This is a genomic window from Chryseobacterium angstadtii, from assembly GCF_001045465.1.
Lineage (GTDB): Bacteria > Bacteroidota > Bacteroidia > Flavobacteriales > Weeksellaceae > Chryseobacterium > Chryseobacterium angstadtii.
The window spans coordinates 1,176,500-1,194,276 of the sequence record NZ_LFND01000003.1 but is presented as its reverse complement, the minus strand read 5'-3'; the positions used below and the strand labels follow the sequence as shown (position 1 = coordinate 1,194,276).

The following is a 17,777-nucleotide window of genomic DNA, read 5'->3' as shown; positions in this document are numbered from 1 at the left end:
GTTTAGTCTTTAATTCCCTTTAAAAATTGTCCGTTGTTGTCGAATATCAGATCTTTCCCTTTGATTTCTGCTTCATAGGTGACCTCCCCTTTTGCATTGGTGATTTTGGCCGCCTCTTTTATTTTCTGATTAGGATAATGTTTGGCGACGTACGCTTTGGCAGGAGCCGAAAGAGCATTCTGGCTAATGGCTGTTTCAGTTTCAAGAAGAGTTCCTGAAATATTGAATATGGCAGATGTTTTAGTTCCGTTTAATTTGAATCCTGCTTCATAATTCTCTTTTTCTTTCTCCCATTTCACTTCCTTATTATTTGGAAATTGTTTTTGAAATCCTTTCTGAACTGATGCAGGAACGTTCTTCTGCTGAATTTTCTGAGCATGAACAAAAGCTGCTGCTAAAGCCATTGTGAATAGAAACATTAATTTTTTCATTTTTTTAAATTTTAATTGATGGTACAATATTCAGGAACGATTTAGAAGAAATTTAGAATTTTCAGTTTTGCGGACTTCTTTTGATAAAATAAATGATGGTTCTCAACATAAAAAAAGCACAGACCAAAAATCTGTGCTTTCTATTTGAAAAGAATTCAGGGATTATTATTTCCTGATGATCTTTACGGTTTTAAATTCATTGCCTTTGGCATCCTTCAGAGAAAGTAAATAAGTCCCGGAAGGATATTGAGGAAGAATGGCATTAATTGCTTTTTCAATAGTTTCAATATTCCCTTCTGAGCTGAAAATAGTCTTTCCGTCCATACCTGAAATCCGTACACGGTAATTCCCAGATGCGTTTTTAACTTTAATGTGAACTGAACCATTCTGCTCTACAGGATTAGGATAAACCACCCATTCTGAATCTTTAGTCTTCACTTCCTTAGCAGTGAGTGTCATAGCAGGATAAACCAGAATTTTCTGCCCGTCATACCCTACTGCGTAAACAGAAGCAGCATTAGAAGGATAATACACCTTTGTAGTCTGATTGGTCGTGTCGCCAGTACCCGTCACCGATACATAAATCAATTCATTATTGGCATTGAATGTTTCATAAGCGACTGCATTTTTCCAGGTACTGTGCTGTACGGTAAGATAATTATTACTCAAAGTAACTCCCTGTCCCGTTTGTCCGTTCAGCGGAAGGTGATCCCGGAAAGCCGCAATACTTCTCGTGGAGATATAATGCATTACCGGAGAAACCGGTTTCTGATAATTCTGAGCCTGTATAGAAGCAATCGTAGCATCAATCTGAGCCTGAGTAATGGTAAGCTGCCCAACGCCGTAATCATCAATAGACCTGTTTATTGGTTTTAAAAACCCGGTTTTGATGAAGAATCCGGTTAAATCTTCCTGAGTCACTGCGCAGGTATTTTTTACAAAATTCAGAACCAGTTCACCATTGGAAACACCTGAAGCATTGTAGCTTCTTGCAATATTGGCCACCATTCCGAACCAGTGTGCGTAGTCTACTCCCGTATAATTGGTTGGATAATTTAAGGAAAGAGTCGGTGCATTTCGTGAAGCTCCTGCCAGTTGATAATACAATTCAAGCTGCCAGAAAGGAACCAGTACTTTAAAGACATCCGTATTGGCATTCCCCTGCAAAGCTTCCTGGTTGATCGTAGTATTCAGAATAGCTCCGTTTATTCTTCCTCCCGTTATGCTGGCCATTCCTGTGGCAGGTTCTACAGATTCCCTTTCCAGACGGGACATTCCGTCGTTTTCAGGATTCATGTGATAATCTACCCATGCACTGTGCATATTATTCGTTACTTCCGTAGTCCCGATCCATTTAAGGTCCGGTCTAATCTGATTGATATGTCCGAATTCATGCGCAAGACCCCATAAAGACAGTCTATTCACATCCGCCATACTTTCTTCGCCCCAGTCGGAGTCCATATTGATACCCAATCCGCCTGCGTACCAGCCTCCGCCATTATTGCTGTAGCTGAACATTCTGTTTTTTGGAATCAAATTATATTTATACAGACCCATCACCAGCCATTCATTCTTTACAATAAGATCGTATTTTGCAACAAGTTCTGCAGGATTAAAAGGAGAATAATTTTTCAGCATACTCTTTTTATAAACCAAATGAGTGTGCTGACCTACAACATCCATCATATGATAAGCCGAATTTGTAAGATTCGTTTGCCAGTCGCTTTGCGTAGAGGTCTGATAATGATAAAGCCCATTCACCTTACCCGAAACAATATTAACCTGAATATCCGGTAATGCCGCATTTGTATTATAATAGCTGATGTATCCTAAACCACTGTTGGTAAGCTGAAATACATTCAAACCATTGTGAAGCTCATAATAAGAAGTAGTACCGCCAAGAACGGTAGAAAAATCCTTCACCTGTAATGAAACAGTGGTTCCCGAAGGAATATTCTGAACAAACATGGCTACTTTGCTTCCCTGTGTAAATACCATCCCAGTAGGGTTTTCAAAACTGTCGTAGCCGGATCCTACCTTTAAATTCCCAGTCGTAACGGCAATCGGCGGATAAACCCCGTAATTCTGAACCCTGTATTTACTGACATAAGTCCTGTTGAACAGACACTGTGCTAAACCTTTATAGAATGGTGATGCCATTCCATCGATATCGGTCTGCGTAACAGAGGACTGCAATGCGGAATAAAGACTGTTGGCAAAAATATTCGTGTAAGGATTGGCTGTTCCTGAAGACCCCATTTTGTAAAAGCCCATTTCAGCACAACTCGCAAAATTTCCCTGACCGTTGTTTACGGTAATTCTTACGTTTAAAGGCGTAATCTGATTGGGGAAATAGACATTCACAGGTATTGAAGAATTCTGAAAATCAAAAGACATCAGGGGAACAAACGTGCTGTTGGCCGTTGTATTATAACTGATGCTTACACTTCCAAACAAACCGTTGCTTCCGCTGGGTCTTGGAGTATATTTCAGGTAATCGATAGGCGTAACACCGTCTAATCTGTAATTGAGCACCACCGGAAAAACCGTATTGCCATAGGAAGAATGATACAGCGTATTGACATCATTATCATAAGATTTGTCGATATTTTCTCCTGACTGAAAAGAGGATGCAGTTGTTCCCGAAGGTACAATGGCGGCCTTCACATCGTTGGCTCCGTTTACACTTAACTCTGCTGTATTGATGGTACAGTCCGCACCATCAGCAACTACAGGTTGTGATTCGGAAAAGAATTTCATCTCTGCACAGCTCGAGAAGTTTCCTACTCCTGCGTTTACTGCAATTTTAATCATGTAAGGATTCTGGATTGCTGTCGGAAAAACAACCTCTTTATCCTGATTATTGGCTGCCCAGATTAAATTATTGTTTAACGAGATAAAAGTATTGGTTGCGGCCTGTGTACTATAGGAAATGCTTACATTCGTCCATATCCCGTTGGAACCTCCCGCTTGCCTTGGAGTGTAAACCAGTTTTTTAAGGCTGATAACGTTGGTGGTGAAATAGAACTTCAGTTCATCCGGAATTCCGTTCTGGGACCATTTAGAGTGATACATGGTGCTGGTATCACCATCAAGCATTTTAGATACTTCATTCCCTTGCTGTGCAGGTTGCAGAGAACTGACCGAATACACAGGAACCTGATACAATTGTGATGATGCATGTAATCCCCATAAGACAGAGAAAAACAAGAGTAGTTTTTTCATATATAATATTTTGTTAGTAGTTAAGCGTAAATTTACTATTTCTTTGGCAGAATCTAAAAAAAACAATGTACTTGTTGAAACTTCTCTGCATTTTCTGCTTGTTAATAATGTAAAGCAAGCCATCAAAAAGCTACCGAGAAGACGTGCGAATTATTTTCAAATCTATATTCAATTTTCCAATAATGGAACTTGCCTATTTCGTTGATAATGGCCAGTCCCAAACCACTTCCGTTGGTATCTGTGGATAGTTTTGAGAATCTTTTGAAAAGCATATCGCCGTTCAGTTTTTCGGTTCCGGAATTGGCAACTTCAAATCTGGAATCCGTTAAATTTACAGCAATTGATCCGCCGGATGAAGTGTGCCGTATGGCATTCAACAGTAAATTATTAATAAGAACCTCCGTTAAGCCAGTGTTTCCCCTTACTTTTATATCAGGCAGAATATGGGTGCTGACCAGAATTTTTTTCTGTTCAAAATGTTCCTGCAATACTTCCATGCTTTGAAACAACAGTTCATCAAAAAGGATAGTCTCCGAATTATCAAACTGATTATTTTCAATTTTAGCCAGCAGTAAAAGATTTTTATTGATTCTCGAACTTCTTGTCAGTGCCCGGTTCATCTCTTCCGCAATCTGATACTGCTGATCCGTAAGATGTTCCGTCTGAAGCAGAATATCCAGCTTGTTTTTAAGGATGGCCAAAGGAGTCTGTAGTTCGTGGGAAGCATTTTCAGTAAATTCCTTCTGCGTTCTGAATACAGAAATCGTGTGTTCCATCAATTGAGTTAAAGACCGGTTGAGCTCTTCAAATTCTGTGATATCGGTAGTACCAAATTCAATTCTGGTCTGACTGTTGAGATTAAAGGTTTTAAGCTTATCTAAGGTATTCCGGAATGGTTTCCATATAGACGTGGATAATTTCTTGTTCAAAAACAATAATCCGGCAACAATAAGAATAAAGAAAAAGATCGTAATGGCAGCAATGGCAGCAACGGTTTCCTGAGATTCTTCAATATTGGTTTCTACCGTGAAAAGATACGGAACATGGTGAATATAAATCACTTTTTTTAAACATCTGTACCGTTCCGTTTCAGGTTTGGACATGAAGGTTTTCTGCTTTTCAACCGTAAAAAACTGATCTTTTTTTAAATAATTGAACGGAATCCTTTCAATATCTGTGGCAGGCTGAATCTGGTTCCATAGACGGATGCTTTTTTCAAGCTCTTTATCGGAAAGCTTTAAATTGTTGAACTGATAGGCTGTTTTCTCAGCGATTGTTGTATTATGCTCATCCAGTTCACTTTTCCAAATGGTGTCAACGGCAAAATAATAGACGGGAATACTGATGACCAAAATAATAAGGACATAAATAATAAAAGGTTTTGTCGTCTTGCTTAATAATGGTTTCAATTTCAATCGTAATTATTTAGTGTAAATTTCTGGTATTGCTTTTAGATATAATATTTTTATGAGGCTTCCCATTTGTACCCTGTGCCGTAAACGGTTTTGAGATAATGATCGCACCCCGCATCATAAAGCTTTTTCTTCAGGTTTTTCACATGAGCATATACGAAATCATGATTATCCAGCATATCGGCAAAATCTCCCGAAAGATGCTCTGCCAATGTACTTTTGGAAATTACTTTGTTTTTGTTTCCAATAAAATAGATAAGCAGATCCAATTCCTTTTTGGTAAGGGCAATCGCTGTATTGTTAATGCTTACGGTTTTAGCCAGAAGATCAATCTGCAATTCATTTTGCTTAACGATATTGGAATTGTTAAACTGCTTTCTTCGGATAATGGAATAAATCCGGGCCATCAGCTCCGAAAGATGAAAAGGTTTGGTAAGATAATCATCCGCACCCAGTTGCAATCCTTTGATTTTGTCGTCTAAAGCATTTTTTGCGGAAATAATAATGACACCATCCTGTTTGTTCTGTTTTTTTAATTCTTCCAGGATCGCGAGGCCGTTTCCGTCCGGAAGCATAATGTCCAGCAGGATACAGTCGTAATGAAAAGCCCCTATTTTGTTCATGGCATCGTTAAACGTAGAGGCAAACTCACACAGGTAATTTTCTCCGGAAAGATATTCGGAGATACTTTTTGCAAGTTCTGTTTCATCTTCAATAATCAGGATTTTCATGCTGCAAAATTATATATTCAATTTTGAAGAAATTTTGAATACTATAAAAATAAGCAATTTTCAGTCTTAATTAACCTGAGTTTGGGTGATCATGTATGAGAGTTTGAAGCGAGAAAATGAGAGTTATTGATGCCGAAAATAGAGTTTCATTTCTGTCTGCTCCATAAAATAAAAAAACCTTGCCAAGATTTTAAACCTTAGCAAGGGTATTAAAGAGAACGGGAGTTTTGAACTTCCCTATTCCGGTTTCAACCTGTATTGTTTATTTCATGGCAGATCTTGCCTGAACCAGCAAAGTTGGTGCATCTGTCATTACAGCATCTGCCCCAATCTCGGCGGCTGTTTTATAGTCTTCGGCTGTATTGATCCCGAAAAGAACTATTTTGATGTTACCAGATTGACCTTTAATGGCTTTTACAAGATTTTTATCCCATAAATTAACAGTAATTGCAGTATTGCCATCACCTAGCGTAAGGGGTTCACTGACATTAAAATTTCTGGTAAGCTCAAAACCGATCCAGGTAACCTGTTTGTCCGGAGCGATAAATTTTCCGTTGATTTTGTATTCAAGCAGGCGTTGACGTGTAATTTCACGGGCTTCAAATACCTGAGCGGCCGGCCAGGCTTTCAGGGCATCCAAATGTTCTCTCGTCGTGGAATAGAAAACCACACGGTTCCAGGCACCGAGCTCATCCAAAACGGTTGCTATGCTTTGTATCAGCGTCCCGGCAGGCAGCGATTTCATATCTAAAATGATTGGCACTTTAGAAGGAATGGTATTCAATGCTTCCTTCAGGCTGGGAATTGACTGGGGATTATTTCGGTAAGGATAATTATTCTGAGGATCATAGTTCCACGCAGCGTTGAGCTTTTTTAATTCTGTAAAAGGTAAAGAAGATACTTTACCCATTCCGTTGGTCCAGATATTCAGATCCCCGGGATGGTACAGAACAGGTACAAGATCCTGGCTCACCTGAATATCCATTTCCACTCCGTCTACTCCTGTCTGAAGGGCTTTATCAAAAGAAAGAAGAGTGTTTTCAGGAAAATCAACCCTACCGCCTCTGTGGGCAATAATTTTAGGTTTGGAAATAACTTCCGGAGAATCTCCGTCCTGATCCGAGCAGGCATGAAGTGCTAAACAGCCTAATACAATGGCTGCTGTTTTAAATAGGTTTTTTCTTATCATAATAATTAACATTTATGGTTTTATTTTAGTGAAGGATTGTCTGCGAAAATGATCAATATTATCATAATCACAGGGTTTCCTACTTCATATTTCACCGAATAAAGAAAAAATATTTTTGCATTCTGTTCCTATACCAGTTTTAAAATTAAGTCACATCCAGTGTAATATCATGTTATTTAACCTAGATTCGGGTTAAGAAAATTAAGATTGATATACTGAAAGTTACGAGATACAGGATTCGGGTTTGAGAGTTTCGAGAAATGATGAGTTATTTGAGATGTATCTTGGAGTTGAAAGACTTCCATATTTCACTTGCGTAGCAAAATTGACCATTGACTTTTCTAAGTCTCAGTCTCAGCCTTAGCCTATAGATTTGAAATCCTTCCATTTTACAGAAATACAAGTTTAAATTCCCTAACTTTGTTGTTTATAAACCATTATCAACCAGAAAAATAAAAATCATGTCTATAACCAATGAACAGGAATTGATAGGAATGCAGAAAGCCAGTGAAGCCGTTGCCTATACGCTCAAAGAAATGATTGATTATGCCCGCCCGGGTATGACGACCAAAGATCTTGACGAATATGGAGCGAAAATTCTTTCCGGTTTCGGTGCCAAATCGGCCCCTTATCTTACCTATGGATTTCCCGGCTGGACCTGTATAAGTGTTGACAATGAATTTTGCCACGGTATTCCTACCGATACACGGGTTTTGCAGGAAGGAGACCTGATTAATATTGATGTTTCCGCAGAGCTCAACGGGTATTGGTCAGACAACGGAGCTTCTTTTGTGATCGGTAAAGATATTCATCAGCATCAAAAATTAGTGGATGCTTCCAAAGAAATTTTACAAAAAACCATCCAAAGCATTAAAGGAGGTGTAAAAATAGCAGATATTGGTTTTCTCATGGAAACGGAAGCGAAAAAAAGAGGTTTTAAAGTCATTAAAAATCTTGCAGGACATGGTATCGGAAGGAGTCTGCATGAACAGCCTGATGAACTTCTGAATTATAAAAACCGCTTCGATTCCAGACGTTTTAAAAAGAATTCGGTGGTGGCCATTGAAACATTTATATCAACATCATCTCAGATTGCCGTGGAGCTGAATGACGGATGGACAATGGTCGGAAATAAAGGCGGTTATATGGCACAACATGAACATACCATTGTAGTAACCGACGGACAGCCTATTATTTTAACCAAAATGAATGGCATACTCAATTAAGTAAAATAATCATGAACTATCAAACTTTCGAGCCAGACCCGGAGCTTGCTTCTCTGATTAAATGCTACTGGATTCTGGAAAATCCGAAAGAGAATATTCCCCAACAGCAGACTATAGTTCCCGACGGCTGTATGGAAATGATTTTTCATTATGGAGATCTGTATAAACAATATATGAGTGATGATCAAGCAGTTGTGCAGCCCAGAAGCTGTGTCTTTGGCCAGCTCACCCAACCGCTTGTGATAGAACCTACAGGAATCACCGGAATATTTTCTGTCCGCTTTCAATATGAAGGATTTGTTCCGTTTGCAACGATTCCTATTAAAGAAATGGATGATAAGGCGGTTTCTCTGGATCAGCTGTTTGGAGAAGACGGAATTCAGTTGGAAAAAGAGGTACTGGAATGCAGGACGGCAGAGGAGAAAATAAAGACTGTTGAAGATTTTTTACGCAAAAAACTGGATGATAAAGCTATTGACAGGGTTGTACAATCTACAATAGATACGATTCTTACAGCTGGTGGCCAAATTCCCATCAATGAACTTTCCAGACAAACCAATATCAACCGCAGACAGCTTGAAAGAAAATTTTCTTCTGCCGTAGGTCTCAGCCCTAAACAGCTTTCAAAAACCATCAGACTGCAAGCTGCTTTGAAGCTTCTTCTCAATAATGAATTTACCTCTTTTACAGATTTGGCTCATGAAACCGCTTATTATGATCAGGCTCATTTTATCAAAGATTTTAAAGATTTTACAGGGCTTACTCCGAAAGAGTTCTATGGAGAGAATCTGAAAATGTCTTCTCTTTTTTATGGTTCGGATTAGCGATGTCGCATTCTTACAATTTTAGATGGAAACAGATCCGGAACTTTGTCCTTATCATAAAAATAGGATGACAATGAAAACAAAACTGATTCTTTCAGCTATCGGGCTGGCCGTTTTATCTGCCTGGACTGCAAAACAAAGTGAAATAAAGAAACTGGAATGGCTTCTCGGAACCTGGGAAACAAAAACACCAAAAGGAAGCCTCTATGAAACCTGGACCCGGAAAAGTGAAACTGAGTTACAGGGAAAAAGCTACTATCTGAATAAAAAGGACACGATCTTTTCAGAAACTGTACGATTGGTAGAAAAAGACAAAAAGCTTCATTATATGGTATCTGTAAAAGGCCAACATGGTGAACTGCCTGTTGATTTTGTATCAACACCTGCTTCTACCCCTACTTCACTTGTATTCGAAAATCTACAGAATGATTTTCCCCAAACGATTACCTATAAAAAAATCAGGAAAGATTCTTTATTGGCTGAAATCTCAGGAACGATGAATGGTAAAAAAGGGAAACAGGCTTTTCCGATGAGAAAAATAAAATAAGGGTTTTCTTAAATAAAACTTCCCTTCTATCATTTTCGCTTATCAATACAACATTTTCTAACTTAAAATAAAAGGTTTCGGCCGCCGGAGGCGGCCGAAACTCTCCATTACCTTCATCAGGGATGAAAACCCATTCTTTGCTTTTCTTAGAATTAAAAATTCGTTGAATCCACTTTTGCACTGAGAAAATAAATGGCTTTCCATTGGACCTGCTAAATTTTAAACCATTAAGGAGAATGAAGCTATTAAAAATATGTAGTGAATGCTTAAAGATTCCCACTAAGCACATCACTTTCAATAATAAAATGGAGAGCATAAGTTCTCCATTTTTCTTTTAATAGGCAGTATTTTAAGCATTTAATATAATTTTCTCAAAAAAAACTTGCGTAGCTAAATAACTACACATATGTTTGTAGTCAAATAACTACACAATGAATTTAAGAAGAGATGTATTCCAGGCTATCGCAGACCCTACCAGAAGATCTATCCTGATGCTGGTAGCTGCACAATCTATGACGGCTGGGGCTATCGCTTCCAATTTCGATACCGCAAGACCTACCGTTTCCAAACATCTTCAAATCCTTACAGAATGCGAACTGCTGAGATCTGAACAGAACGGACGTGAAGTTATCTACCACCTCAATCCCAATAAAATGAAAGAAATAGCCGATTTTATAGAACCTTTCCGCCAAATGTGGGACGAAAAATTCAACAAGCTGGAAAGTGTAATGAAAGCGTATCAAAATAGAGATGCATGATACGGGGTTCGGGTTTCGGGTTACGAGATGCGGGGAGATACGTTGTCCGAGTTTAAAGATACCTATTAACCTTTCATTCTCATAACCTAAACCTCGCACCCCGTAACCCGTATCCCGAAACTCAAAAAACTCTCCCACCCTCAAACCCTCAAACTCAAAATATGGAACTCAAAACAAAAATTCAAGCCGAAGACGGTAAACAGGAAATTTTCATCACCAGAGAATTTGATCTTCCTGTAGAACTCCTTTTCAAGGCGTATACAGAAGCTGAACTTTTCGAGCAATGGATGGGAACTAAAGTCACAAAATTTGAAAACAAGCCTCATGGAAGTTACCGTTTCGAGACATCAAATCCTCAGGGAGATGTAGTTTTCAGCGCCAATGGAACCATTCATGACATTGTTCAGAATGAAAAAATTATAAGAACTTTCCAGATGGAAAACACCCCTTTTCCGGCTCAGATAGAGTTTTTAGAATTTGAAAAGCTAACGGATACCACCAGTAAAATTACCATTCAGACTATTTATAAATCTGCAGACTTCAGAGATCAGCATCTGAAGTTACCTTTTGCACAAGGAATTAATATGGCTCACAACCGTTTGCAGGAAATGTTTGACGTGTTCCGAGATACGAGATCCGGGGTTTGTGCTCCCCCTAAGTAACCCGAACCCCAAAGTTCAATACCTCGCATCACGAAACACAAAACTCACTAATTCGCACCTCGTAATCCGAAAACCCAAACCACATGAATTCAAAAGCTGATTTTTTCTTTGATAAAGCCGATCAATGGCACAAAGAATTTGAAAAATTAAGAACAATTGCTTTAAGCACAGACCTCATAGAAGATGTAAAATGGGGCTGTCCTTGTTACACTTATGAAAAGAAAAACATTTTCCTGATCCACGGTTTTAAGGAATATTGTGCTCTTCTTTTCTTTAAAGGGGCATTGATGAAAGACCCGGACCATATCCTCATCCAGCAATCTGAAAACGTACAGGCTGCAAGACAGATCCGTTTTACAGAGGTAGAGCAAATTAATGATCTGGAAGAAATTCTCCGTTCCTACATGTTTGAAGCGGTTGAAATTGAAGAATCGGGAGCTAAAGTGGAAATGAAGAAGACAAAAGACTTTGAAATGGTCGAAGAGTTTCAGAACAAACTGGACCAAGATCTGGCATTGCAGGAAGCTTTTAAAGCACTTACACCCGGAAGACAAAGAGCTTACCTACTCCACTTTTCTTCTGCAAAACAGTCTCAGACGAGAGAAACCAGAATTGAAAAATGCATTCCTCAGATCCTTATCGGAAAAGGCTTAAACGATTAAACTAAAAAAACTAATTATGGAAACACAGAACAAATCACAAAAAAGAAACCGGATTATCTACTGGATTTTCACCTTATGGATGGCGCTGGGTATGGTTTCGACAGCTATTGTACAGCTTATGAAAAACAAAGATGAACTTGCCAATTTTGCGAATCTCGGCTATCCTGCCTATCTCATGACGATTATCGGGATATGCAAATTACTGGGAGTTATCGCCGTATTGATTCCCAAACGGCCTTTATTGAAAGAATGGGCTTATGCTGGGTTTTTCTTTCTGATGTCCGGTGCATTGGTTTCTCATCTCATTATTGGAGATACTGCGGGAAGGACTTTCCCTGCTTTATTACTGCTTACTTTAGTCTGTATTTCCTGGTATTCAAGACCTGGGGACAGAAAATTTCCGGTATCTGCATAAAACCTCTTAAATTGTAAAGGAATATTCAAATCATTTAAATCCATCTGATATGAGCAAAAAGAAACTAACGGTCGAACAGAGCCAGGAACTCCTAAAAGTTTTAAAAACCCGTTTTGAAAAAAATAAATCCCGTCATACCAGTTTGAACTGGGAAAAAATACAATCGAAACTGGAAGCCTCTCCTGAAAAATTATGGTCACTGAATGAAATGGAAGAAACGGAAGGTGAGCCGGATGTGGTAGACTACGACAAAAAGACGGATGAATATCTATTTTTCGACTGTTCCGCAGAAAGTCCTAAGCGCAGAAGTCTCTGCTATGATTATCAAGCCTGGGAATCCCGAAAAGCCAATAAACCAGAAAACAACGTCATTGATAAAGCTGCGGAAATGGGCATCGAATTATTAACGGAAGAACAATACCGCCGGCTTCAGGAACTTGGAAAGTTTGATCTAAAAACATCAAGCTGGGTGAAAACGCCTGTCCATATAAGAGAACTTGGAGGCGCTATTTTCTGCGATCGCCGTTATAATATGGTTTTTATGTATCACAACGGAGCCGATTCTTATTACGCGGCCAGAGGTTTCCGGGGCATGCTCAGAGTTTAAAACCTTTTTTACTTTGAAGTTTTCAGGGAACACAAATATTTCCAGAGTTTTTTTATAATTAATCGCTTAAAAAGCTGAGTTAAATAAGACTCTGCATCATAAAATCATTATATGTTGATATCCTGTTTTTAATATACAAATAGTATTGCTATTTTAGCAGAATTGAAATTTGATTTAACAATTAAGGATATGAAAAAATTAATCTTATTGGGTGCTGCCTCAGCTTTTTTAATCAACTGTAATAAAAAAACTGAGACTCCGGCTCCTAAAGTGGTAGCAGATACGCTTGCCGTTGTTGAGCCTGTGGTAGATACTCTGGGACCAAAATCGTTTTGTTATGTAGGTGTTACCGGAAAAGACAGTGTTTTTGCTTCAATAGATGATAATCTGGGAACCATTACGGGAAAACTGGCTTACAAAAACAGTGAAAAAGACAGTTCAAAAGGAGATGTAACCGGGTTTAAATCAGGAGACACCTTAAAGCTTACCTATGAATTCGAATCCGAAGGTACCAAAAGCAAAAGAGATATTTTCTTTATTCAGAAAGATAATACGTTAACGGAAGGAATTGGAAATCATAAAGAAGAGGACGGACAGTCTAAATATGCCGATGAAAAAAAGATCAGCTATAAGGACGGTCAAAAGCTGGAGCCTGCAGACTGTAAAGTAGTAACTAAGGCTTTGAAGTAATATTAATTTGTCAAACAAAATAAAAAGGTGGCTAAAGAACTTGAAGCCACCTTTTCTATACTATTTTATTGAAACTCTTTTTTTATTATTTCTATAAAACGTTCTACCGCTTCATCACCTGTATTCCATGAAGTGATAAGGCGTATTGCAGATGATTGTTCATCTATTTTTTTCCAAACATAAAATTCAAAGCCTTCCGACAAAATATCAATCATTTCATGGCTTATAATCGGGAAAATCTGATTGGTATATGTATCAGAAAGGAATTGGGCTCCTTTTTCCTTTAAAGCATTCTTGATTTTCATTGCCTGATTATTGGCATGCCGGGCAAGATCAAAATACAGATCATTTTTCATCAGTTCCATAAACTGAATGCCAAGAAGACGCCCTTTAGCCAGCAAAGCGCCTTTTTGTTTAATATTAAAAGCAAAATCAGGTTGAAGTTCCGGATTATTAATAACAATGGCCTCTCCTATCAATGCTCCGTTTTTCGTTCCGCCTAAGTAAAACACATCGGTAAGCTCTGCTACTTTTTCTAAGGTCAGATCACTGATTTCAGACGTTAATCCATGTCCTAATCTGGCTCCGTCCATAAAAAGGTACAGATTTTTTTCACGGCAGAAATCCGAAAGTTCCTGAAGTTCATCAGCCAGATAAACAGTTCCCAGTTCTGTAGAGTTCGATATATAAACCAGTTTCGGCATCACCTGATGTGGAATATTGCTGTGGTTTTCCAGCACCGGCAGAATATCGGAAGGTCTGAGCTTGCCATCTTCCGTGTCAATACTTAAAACTTTGTGCCCTGTAGCTTCAATAGCTCCTGTTTCATTATTCAAAATATGGCCCGGTGCGGCTGATATTACGCATTGATAAGGTCTCAGAATCGAAGAGATCACAATCAGATTGGCCTGTGTTCCTCCGGAAACCAGATATACCTCGGAATTTGTTTTTTTAATTCTTTCCTTAATCAGTTTCTTAGCCTGAAGAGAATACTGATCTTCGCCATATCCGGCTTGCTGCTCAAGATTATATTGTACTAAGGCTTGTAGAATATTTGGGTGACATCCCTCTGAATAGTCATTTTTAAAAGAAAATTTCATAGAGTAAAATTAAAAAAAGTTAAAATAACAAGAGCAGATTTTACATAATATTTTGTTAGATTTGTACTGAAAATCATCTAACATTTTGAGAACAACATTAACAGAAGAAAATTATCTGAAGGCTTTGTTTCATTTAGTTGACAATGAAGGGAAAGTGACGATCAATGAACTCAGCAAATTTTTAAACGTGAAAATGCCGAGCGTGAATAACATGATGAAGAAATTCGCCGATAAAAAATGGGTCGTTTATGAAACATACAAGCCACTGGTAGTTACCGCAAGCGGAAAACGGGAAGCAGCTTTGGTAGTCCGTAAACACAGGCTTACCGAAATGTTTCTTGTGAAAAAAATGAACTTTGGCTGGGAAAATGTACACGAAATTGCAGAACAGCTGGAACATGTGCATTCACAGATATTTTTTGATAAAATGGATGAAATTCTGGATTATCCAAAGTTTGATCCTCATGGAGAACCCATTCCGGATAAAGACGGAAATATTATTTCACAGGACTTACAGAAACTGAGTGCGTGCAAACCAGGAGAAACTGTAGTTTTTGCATCGGTAACATTATCAGACGACGGCTTCCTGAGCTATCTCAATGAAAGAAAACTACTTCTTAATACCAAAGTTAAGGTGATTAAAATTGAAGATTTTGATAAATCCATGACCATAGAAATTGGTAATCATAAAGAAGTTCTGAGCAAAAAGGCTACTGAAAAGATATTGGTGAAGAAATAATAATTCTTGGTGGCTTCGAGGGCCTCAGCCACCGATAATATGTTACAGTTGAGCTGTAAGAAATCATTATTCTTTTGTGCCATCATTCAAGCTGGTGGCTGAGGCTCCCGAAGCCACCAGATCCTACCCTCCCAAAATTTTTACCACCTGCTCAATTTCCTCAGAAGTATTGAAATAATGCGGGGAAAAACGTATAGCCTTCTCAACATTTTTAAAGGTGAAATCAATCAGGGCATTGCTTTTATTGCTTACGGAAAAATAAACATGATTATCTTTCAAAGTTTTATAAATACTTTCGATACTTCCGTCAGCATTGCAGAACGTAACAATGCTGCACAGATTATTTCCTTCATCCAAAATTCTGAACCCTTTATTCTTTAGTCCTTCCCGTAAACTTTCTGCCAGAATTCTGTTATAGCTCTCAATATGAGATAAACCGATTCCGGTGGCATATTTGGCTGCTTCTGTAAATCCCAGAATAGAACTGATGGAAGTTTCCCAGAGTTCAAATCTTTTGGCTGTTTTTAGCAGCTTGTACTCATTAAATCCTGTCCATTCCGCTCCTTTTGTGTCTATAAAAAGCGGAGCCATATTTCTTTCCAGAACCCTGTCCGAAACGTATAATAATCCTGTTCCTCTCGGCCCGCGCATAAATTTTCTGCCTGTAGCGGTAAGAAAATCACAGTCCATCTTTTCAACATCTACAGCAAGCTGTCCTACCGACTGGCAGGCATCTACGAGATAAAGCACATCATAAAGACGGCAGATCTTTCCAGCGCCTTCCACATTCTGAATAAGCCCCGAATTAGTAGGAATATGAGTGACAGCAACCAGTTTTGGATCGTGCTTTTTTATAAGATATTCCAGATCTTCAAGATCCAGTTCATGATCAGGAAGATTTTTGACACGGATTATTTCAACATTCAGTCTTTTCTGTAATGAAAAAAAAGCAATCTGATTGGAAATATAATCATCGTTGGTTGTAATAATAACATCACCATCTTTGAAATCAATACTGGATAAAGCTTTCGCATAGGCATCTGTAGAACTTACGGTAAATGCTATATTATTCGGCTGAGCATTAATCAACTTGGCAGCTTCAGTGTAAAATTGTTCAATCTGCTCAGAATATCGGTCGGCAGCGCCATAAGCACCATGCTGCTGTTCAAGAAGGATATAGTCAGTCATTGTTTTTACGACAGGTTCCGGCATCAGAGAGCCTCCTGCACTGTTGAGAAATATTTTATCGGTGCAGCCTAATGTATCTTTTCTTATAATATCTAAGTTCATTCTTATTTAATTTAATTATAAATGCCTTTTACAGGCAGATCAAGGGGTTTTTAACCATAAAAAATCCCGACTATTTCTATCGGGATTCTGTATTTTATGAAGTCGTTTATTAATCCAGAACACTCCACCCTCTCTTCGGGTTGGTATTCGTAGAAACTTCCTGTTCGTTAACAATAATATTTTCTTTTCTCTGCCCGATGTAGTCAAGTTCACTCAGTTTAGAGAATATAATTTCAAGACTGCGTAACATCTGCTGGATATACAGCAAAGGTTCCCCACAGTTGTGGTGATCATAATTGGTTTCAGCTACAATAGAAAGCTGGTTCAGTAATGTATGAGGGGCAATTTCACTCCATTCCAAACTGTAATTCAACATTTCTTCCAGTTCGGCAGGAACCAGAAGCTGGGTAGAATTATAGAGATGAAGAGCAAGCTTCGCAAAAGACTCTATAAGAAATACAGGTGGCTGCCACGGTGTAATATTTCTGAACTGGAAATACATATCTCCGAACGTATTCACCATCGTGGTACACAGGAATTTTACATTCTGTGCCAATGCCGTATTCTGGTTTTTATGTGAGGCTTTTTGAATAATTTTAAAAGCATACTGCTGCAGGTTTCCTATGGATTTTGCATAGCTGCTATAATAATCCAGTAAAGCTGGATGACTTTGGATAGAAGTACAAGGCGGAATAAAATTAGAATCCACCTGTGCAATATTCGCTTTCAGGTCTACCTTTCCGATAATCAGATAATTTCCTCCGGAATAGCTGCTGTTCAGCGACGTTACAGGAAGAAGCTCGATATGGTGATTCGGCTGCGCATTGGGATGGCGTGGCGGAATTTCTTCCGGATCAATATCTCCGAAAGGTACTTTATCGAAAGGATTCACAGAAATCAGGATGTAATATTCTCCGTCTGCCTGTTCCTCATTCATGGATTTGGCAAGTGACTTCACACTCACTCTCCTGTCGCTAAGATCAATACGGTATCCGGCCATAGTAATGGCGCTGCATCTTTTTATAACAAGCTGTACATCATTCGTTGCTGTATTATGAACATCAAAAATGGTTTTATCCGTATACTCGTTAGATATGGGTAGAAGTCCGTAATTATATGTAGTAATCCCAAGTGAGCTGGAATCTCTGATGGTGTCAATTAAAAAATTATCCTGATCATTAAGGTGTCTCTGGGAAACTTTCATCCCGTCTACCCAATTGATTGCAAAATGTTTAATAGGCTGTATCATATGTAATACTTTTTAAATTT

18 protein-coding genes are annotated in these 17,777 nt (G+C 38.5%); 10 read left to right on the top strand and 8 right to left on the bottom strand.

What is annotated here, in order from left to right:
- Nucleotides 1–2: 2 nt before the first annotated feature.
- The 5 genes from ACM46_RS13235 to ACM46_RS13215 all read right to left on the bottom strand — a co-directional run bounded on the left by ACM46_RS13235 (nucleotide 3) and on the right by ACM46_RS13215 (nucleotide 6,988).
- On the bottom strand, nucleotides 3–431 hold the full coding sequence (locus ACM46_RS13235) for a PepSY-like domain-containing protein (RefSeq protein ID WP_083997403.1): 429 nt from the start codon (nucleotides 429–431) through the stop codon (nucleotides 3–5).
- Between the two features lie 165 nt (nucleotides 432–596).
- Entirely contained in the window at nucleotides 597–3,656 is a 3,060-nt protein-coding gene (locus ACM46_RS13230) for a M60 family metallopeptidase (RefSeq protein ID WP_173426481.1), read from the bottom strand.
- Nucleotides 3,657–3,778: 122 nt separating this feature from the next.
- Complete coding sequence (locus tag ACM46_RS13225; RefSeq protein ID WP_048507082.1) at nucleotides 3,779–5,065, bottom strand: sensor histidine kinase; 1,287 nt, start codon at nucleotides 5,063–5,065, stop codon at nucleotides 3,779–3,781.
- 56 nt (nucleotides 5,066–5,121) lie between these two features.
- Entirely contained in the window at nucleotides 5,122–5,799 is a 678-nt protein-coding gene (locus ACM46_RS13220; RefSeq protein ID WP_048507081.1) for a response regulator transcription factor, read from the bottom strand.
- A gap of 262 nt (nucleotides 5,800–6,061) precedes the next feature.
- Nucleotides 6,062–6,988 carry a glycerophosphodiester phosphodiesterase family protein gene (locus ACM46_RS13215; RefSeq protein ID WP_157859456.1) on the bottom strand — a complete coding sequence of 309 codons (927 nt, stop codon included), beginning with the start codon at nucleotides 6,986–6,988 and terminating at the stop codon, nucleotides 6,062–6,064.
- A gap of 461 nt (nucleotides 6,989–7,449) precedes the next feature.
- On the opposite strand from ACM46_RS13215, the gene map reads away from it, so the two are divergent.
- The 9 genes from map (at nucleotide 7,450) to ACM46_RS13170 (ending at nucleotide 13,379) form a co-directional block, all read left to right on the top strand.
- Nucleotides 7,450–8,214 carry a type I methionyl aminopeptidase gene (map, locus tag ACM46_RS13210; RefSeq protein WP_048507079.1) on the top strand — a complete coding sequence of 255 codons (765 nt, stop codon included), beginning with the start codon at nucleotides 7,450–7,452 and terminating at the stop codon, nucleotides 8,212–8,214.
- An 11-nt stretch (nucleotides 8,215–8,225) separates the two neighbouring features.
- Nucleotides 8,226–9,038 carry a helix-turn-helix domain-containing protein gene (locus ACM46_RS13205; RefSeq protein WP_048507078.1) on the top strand — a complete coding sequence of 271 codons (813 nt, stop codon included), beginning with the start codon at nucleotides 8,226–8,228 and terminating at the stop codon, nucleotides 9,036–9,038.
- A 73-nt stretch (nucleotides 9,039–9,111) separates the two neighbouring features.
- The gene (locus tag ACM46_RS13200) at nucleotides 9,112–9,585 is read left to right on the top strand and encodes a DUF6265 family protein (protein ID WP_131707587.1); all 474 of its coding nucleotides are present in this window, start codon (nucleotides 9,112–9,114) and stop codon (nucleotides 9,583–9,585) included.
- 431 nt (nucleotides 9,586–10,016) lie between these two features.
- A complete protein-coding gene (locus ACM46_RS13195) occupies nucleotides 10,017–10,343 on the top strand; it encodes an ArsR/SmtB family transcription factor (RefSeq protein ID WP_048507076.1) in 327 nt (108 codons plus the stop codon).
- 161 nt (nucleotides 10,344–10,504) lie between these two features.
- A complete protein-coding gene (locus ACM46_RS13190; protein WP_048507075.1) occupies nucleotides 10,505–11,005 on the top strand; it encodes an SRPBCC family protein in 501 nt (166 codons plus the stop codon).
- An 83-nt stretch (nucleotides 11,006–11,088) separates the two neighbouring features.
- On the top strand, nucleotides 11,089–11,667 hold the full coding sequence (locus tag ACM46_RS13185) for a YdeI/OmpD-associated family protein (protein WP_048507074.1): 579 nt from the start codon (nucleotides 11,089–11,091) through the stop codon (nucleotides 11,665–11,667).
- Nucleotides 11,668–11,683: 16 nt separating this feature from the next.
- Nucleotides 11,684–12,082: a DoxX family protein gene (locus tag ACM46_RS13180; RefSeq protein WP_048507073.1), complete on the top strand. Its 399-nt coding sequence runs from the start codon at nucleotides 11,684–11,686 to the stop codon at nucleotides 12,080–12,082.
- Nucleotides 12,083–12,131: 49 nt separating this feature from the next.
- Nucleotides 12,132–12,689 carry a DUF4256 domain-containing protein gene (locus tag ACM46_RS13175; RefSeq protein ID WP_048507072.1) on the top strand — a complete coding sequence of 186 codons (558 nt, stop codon included), beginning with the start codon at nucleotides 12,132–12,134 and terminating at the stop codon, nucleotides 12,687–12,689.
- Nucleotides 12,690–12,878: 189 nt separating this feature from the next.
- Nucleotides 12,879–13,379: a hypothetical protein gene (locus ACM46_RS13170; RefSeq protein WP_048507071.1), complete on the top strand. Its 501-nt coding sequence runs from the start codon at nucleotides 12,879–12,881 to the stop codon at nucleotides 13,377–13,379.
- Nucleotides 13,380–13,444: 65 nt separating this feature from the next.
- On the opposite strand, the gene ACM46_RS13165 is transcribed toward ACM46_RS13170, so the two are convergent.
- Nucleotides 13,445–14,479, bottom strand: a complete 1,035-nt coding sequence (locus ACM46_RS13165; RefSeq protein WP_048507070.1) for a threonine aldolase family protein — start codon at nucleotides 14,477–14,479, stop codon at nucleotides 13,445–13,447.
- Between the two features lie 85 nt (nucleotides 14,480–14,564).
- On the opposite strand from ACM46_RS13165, the gene ACM46_RS13160 reads away from it, so the two are divergent.
- The gene (locus tag ACM46_RS13160; protein WP_048507069.1) at nucleotides 14,565–15,218 is read left to right on the top strand and encodes a metal-dependent transcriptional regulator; all 654 of its coding nucleotides are present in this window, start codon (nucleotides 14,565–14,567) and stop codon (nucleotides 15,216–15,218) included.
- A 123-nt stretch (nucleotides 15,219–15,341) separates the two neighbouring features.
- On the opposite strand, the gene ACM46_RS13155 is transcribed toward ACM46_RS13160, so the two are convergent.
- Nucleotides 15,342–16,508 (bottom strand): aminotransferase class V-fold PLP-dependent enzyme, encoded by a 1,167-nt coding sequence (locus tag ACM46_RS13155; protein ID WP_048507068.1) that lies wholly within the window; start codon nucleotides 16,506–16,508, stop codon nucleotides 15,342–15,344.
- Nucleotides 16,509–16,617: 109 nt separating this feature from the next.
- Complete coding sequence (locus tag ACM46_RS13150; RefSeq protein WP_048507067.1) at nucleotides 16,618–17,757, bottom strand: hypothetical protein; 1,140 nt, start codon at nucleotides 17,755–17,757, stop codon at nucleotides 16,618–16,620.
- Nucleotides 17,758–17,777: the final 20 nt, after the last annotated feature.

Coding starts and splice junctions, on each gene's coding strand:
- ACM46_RS13235 (WP_083997403.1), bottom strand. CDS start 431: ATGAAAAAATTAATGTTTCTATTCACAATGGCTTTAGCAGCAGCTTTT.
- ACM46_RS13230 (WP_173426481.1), bottom strand. CDS start 3,656: ATGAAAAAACTACTCTTGTTTTTCTCTGTCTTATGGGGATTACATGCA.
- ACM46_RS13220 (WP_048507081.1), bottom strand. CDS start 5,799: ATGAAAATCCTGATTATTGAAGATGAAACAGAACTTGCAAAAAGTATC.
- ACM46_RS13215 (WP_157859456.1), bottom strand. CDS start 6,988: ATGATAAGAAAAAACCTATTTAAAACAGCAGCCATTGTATTAGGCTGT.
- map (WP_048507079.1), top strand. CDS start 7,450: ATGTCTATAACCAATGAACAGGAATTGATAGGAATGCAGAAAGCCAGT.
- ACM46_RS13205 (WP_048507078.1), top strand. CDS start 8,226: ATGAACTATCAAACTTTCGAGCCAGACCCGGAGCTTGCTTCTCTGATT.
- ACM46_RS13200 (WP_131707587.1), top strand. CDS start 9,112: ATGAAAACAAAACTGATTCTTTCAGCTATCGGGCTGGCCGTTTTATCT.
- ACM46_RS13195 (WP_048507076.1), top strand. CDS start 10,017: ATGAATTTAAGAAGAGATGTATTCCAGGCTATCGCAGACCCTACCAGA.
- ACM46_RS13190 (WP_048507075.1), top strand. CDS start 10,505: ATGGAACTCAAAACAAAAATTCAAGCCGAAGACGGTAAACAGGAAATT.
- ACM46_RS13185 (WP_048507074.1), top strand. CDS start 11,089: ATGAATTCAAAAGCTGATTTTTTCTTTGATAAAGCCGATCAATGGCAC.
- ACM46_RS13180 (WP_048507073.1), top strand. CDS start 11,684: ATGGAAACACAGAACAAATCACAAAAAAGAAACCGGATTATCTACTGG.
- ACM46_RS13175 (WP_048507072.1), top strand. CDS start 12,132: ATGAGCAAAAAGAAACTAACGGTCGAACAGAGCCAGGAACTCCTAAAA.
- ACM46_RS13170 (WP_048507071.1), top strand. CDS start 12,879: ATGAAAAAATTAATCTTATTGGGTGCTGCCTCAGCTTTTTTAATCAAC.
- ACM46_RS13165 (WP_048507070.1), bottom strand. CDS start 14,479: ATGAAATTTTCTTTTAAAAATGACTATTCAGAGGGATGTCACCCAAAT.
- ACM46_RS13155 (WP_048507068.1), bottom strand. CDS start 16,508: ATGAACTTAGATATTATAAGAAAAGATACATTAGGCTGCACCGATAAA.
- ACM46_RS13150 (WP_048507067.1), bottom strand. CDS start 17,757: ATGATACAGCCTATTAAACATTTTGCAATCAATTGGGTAGACGGGATG.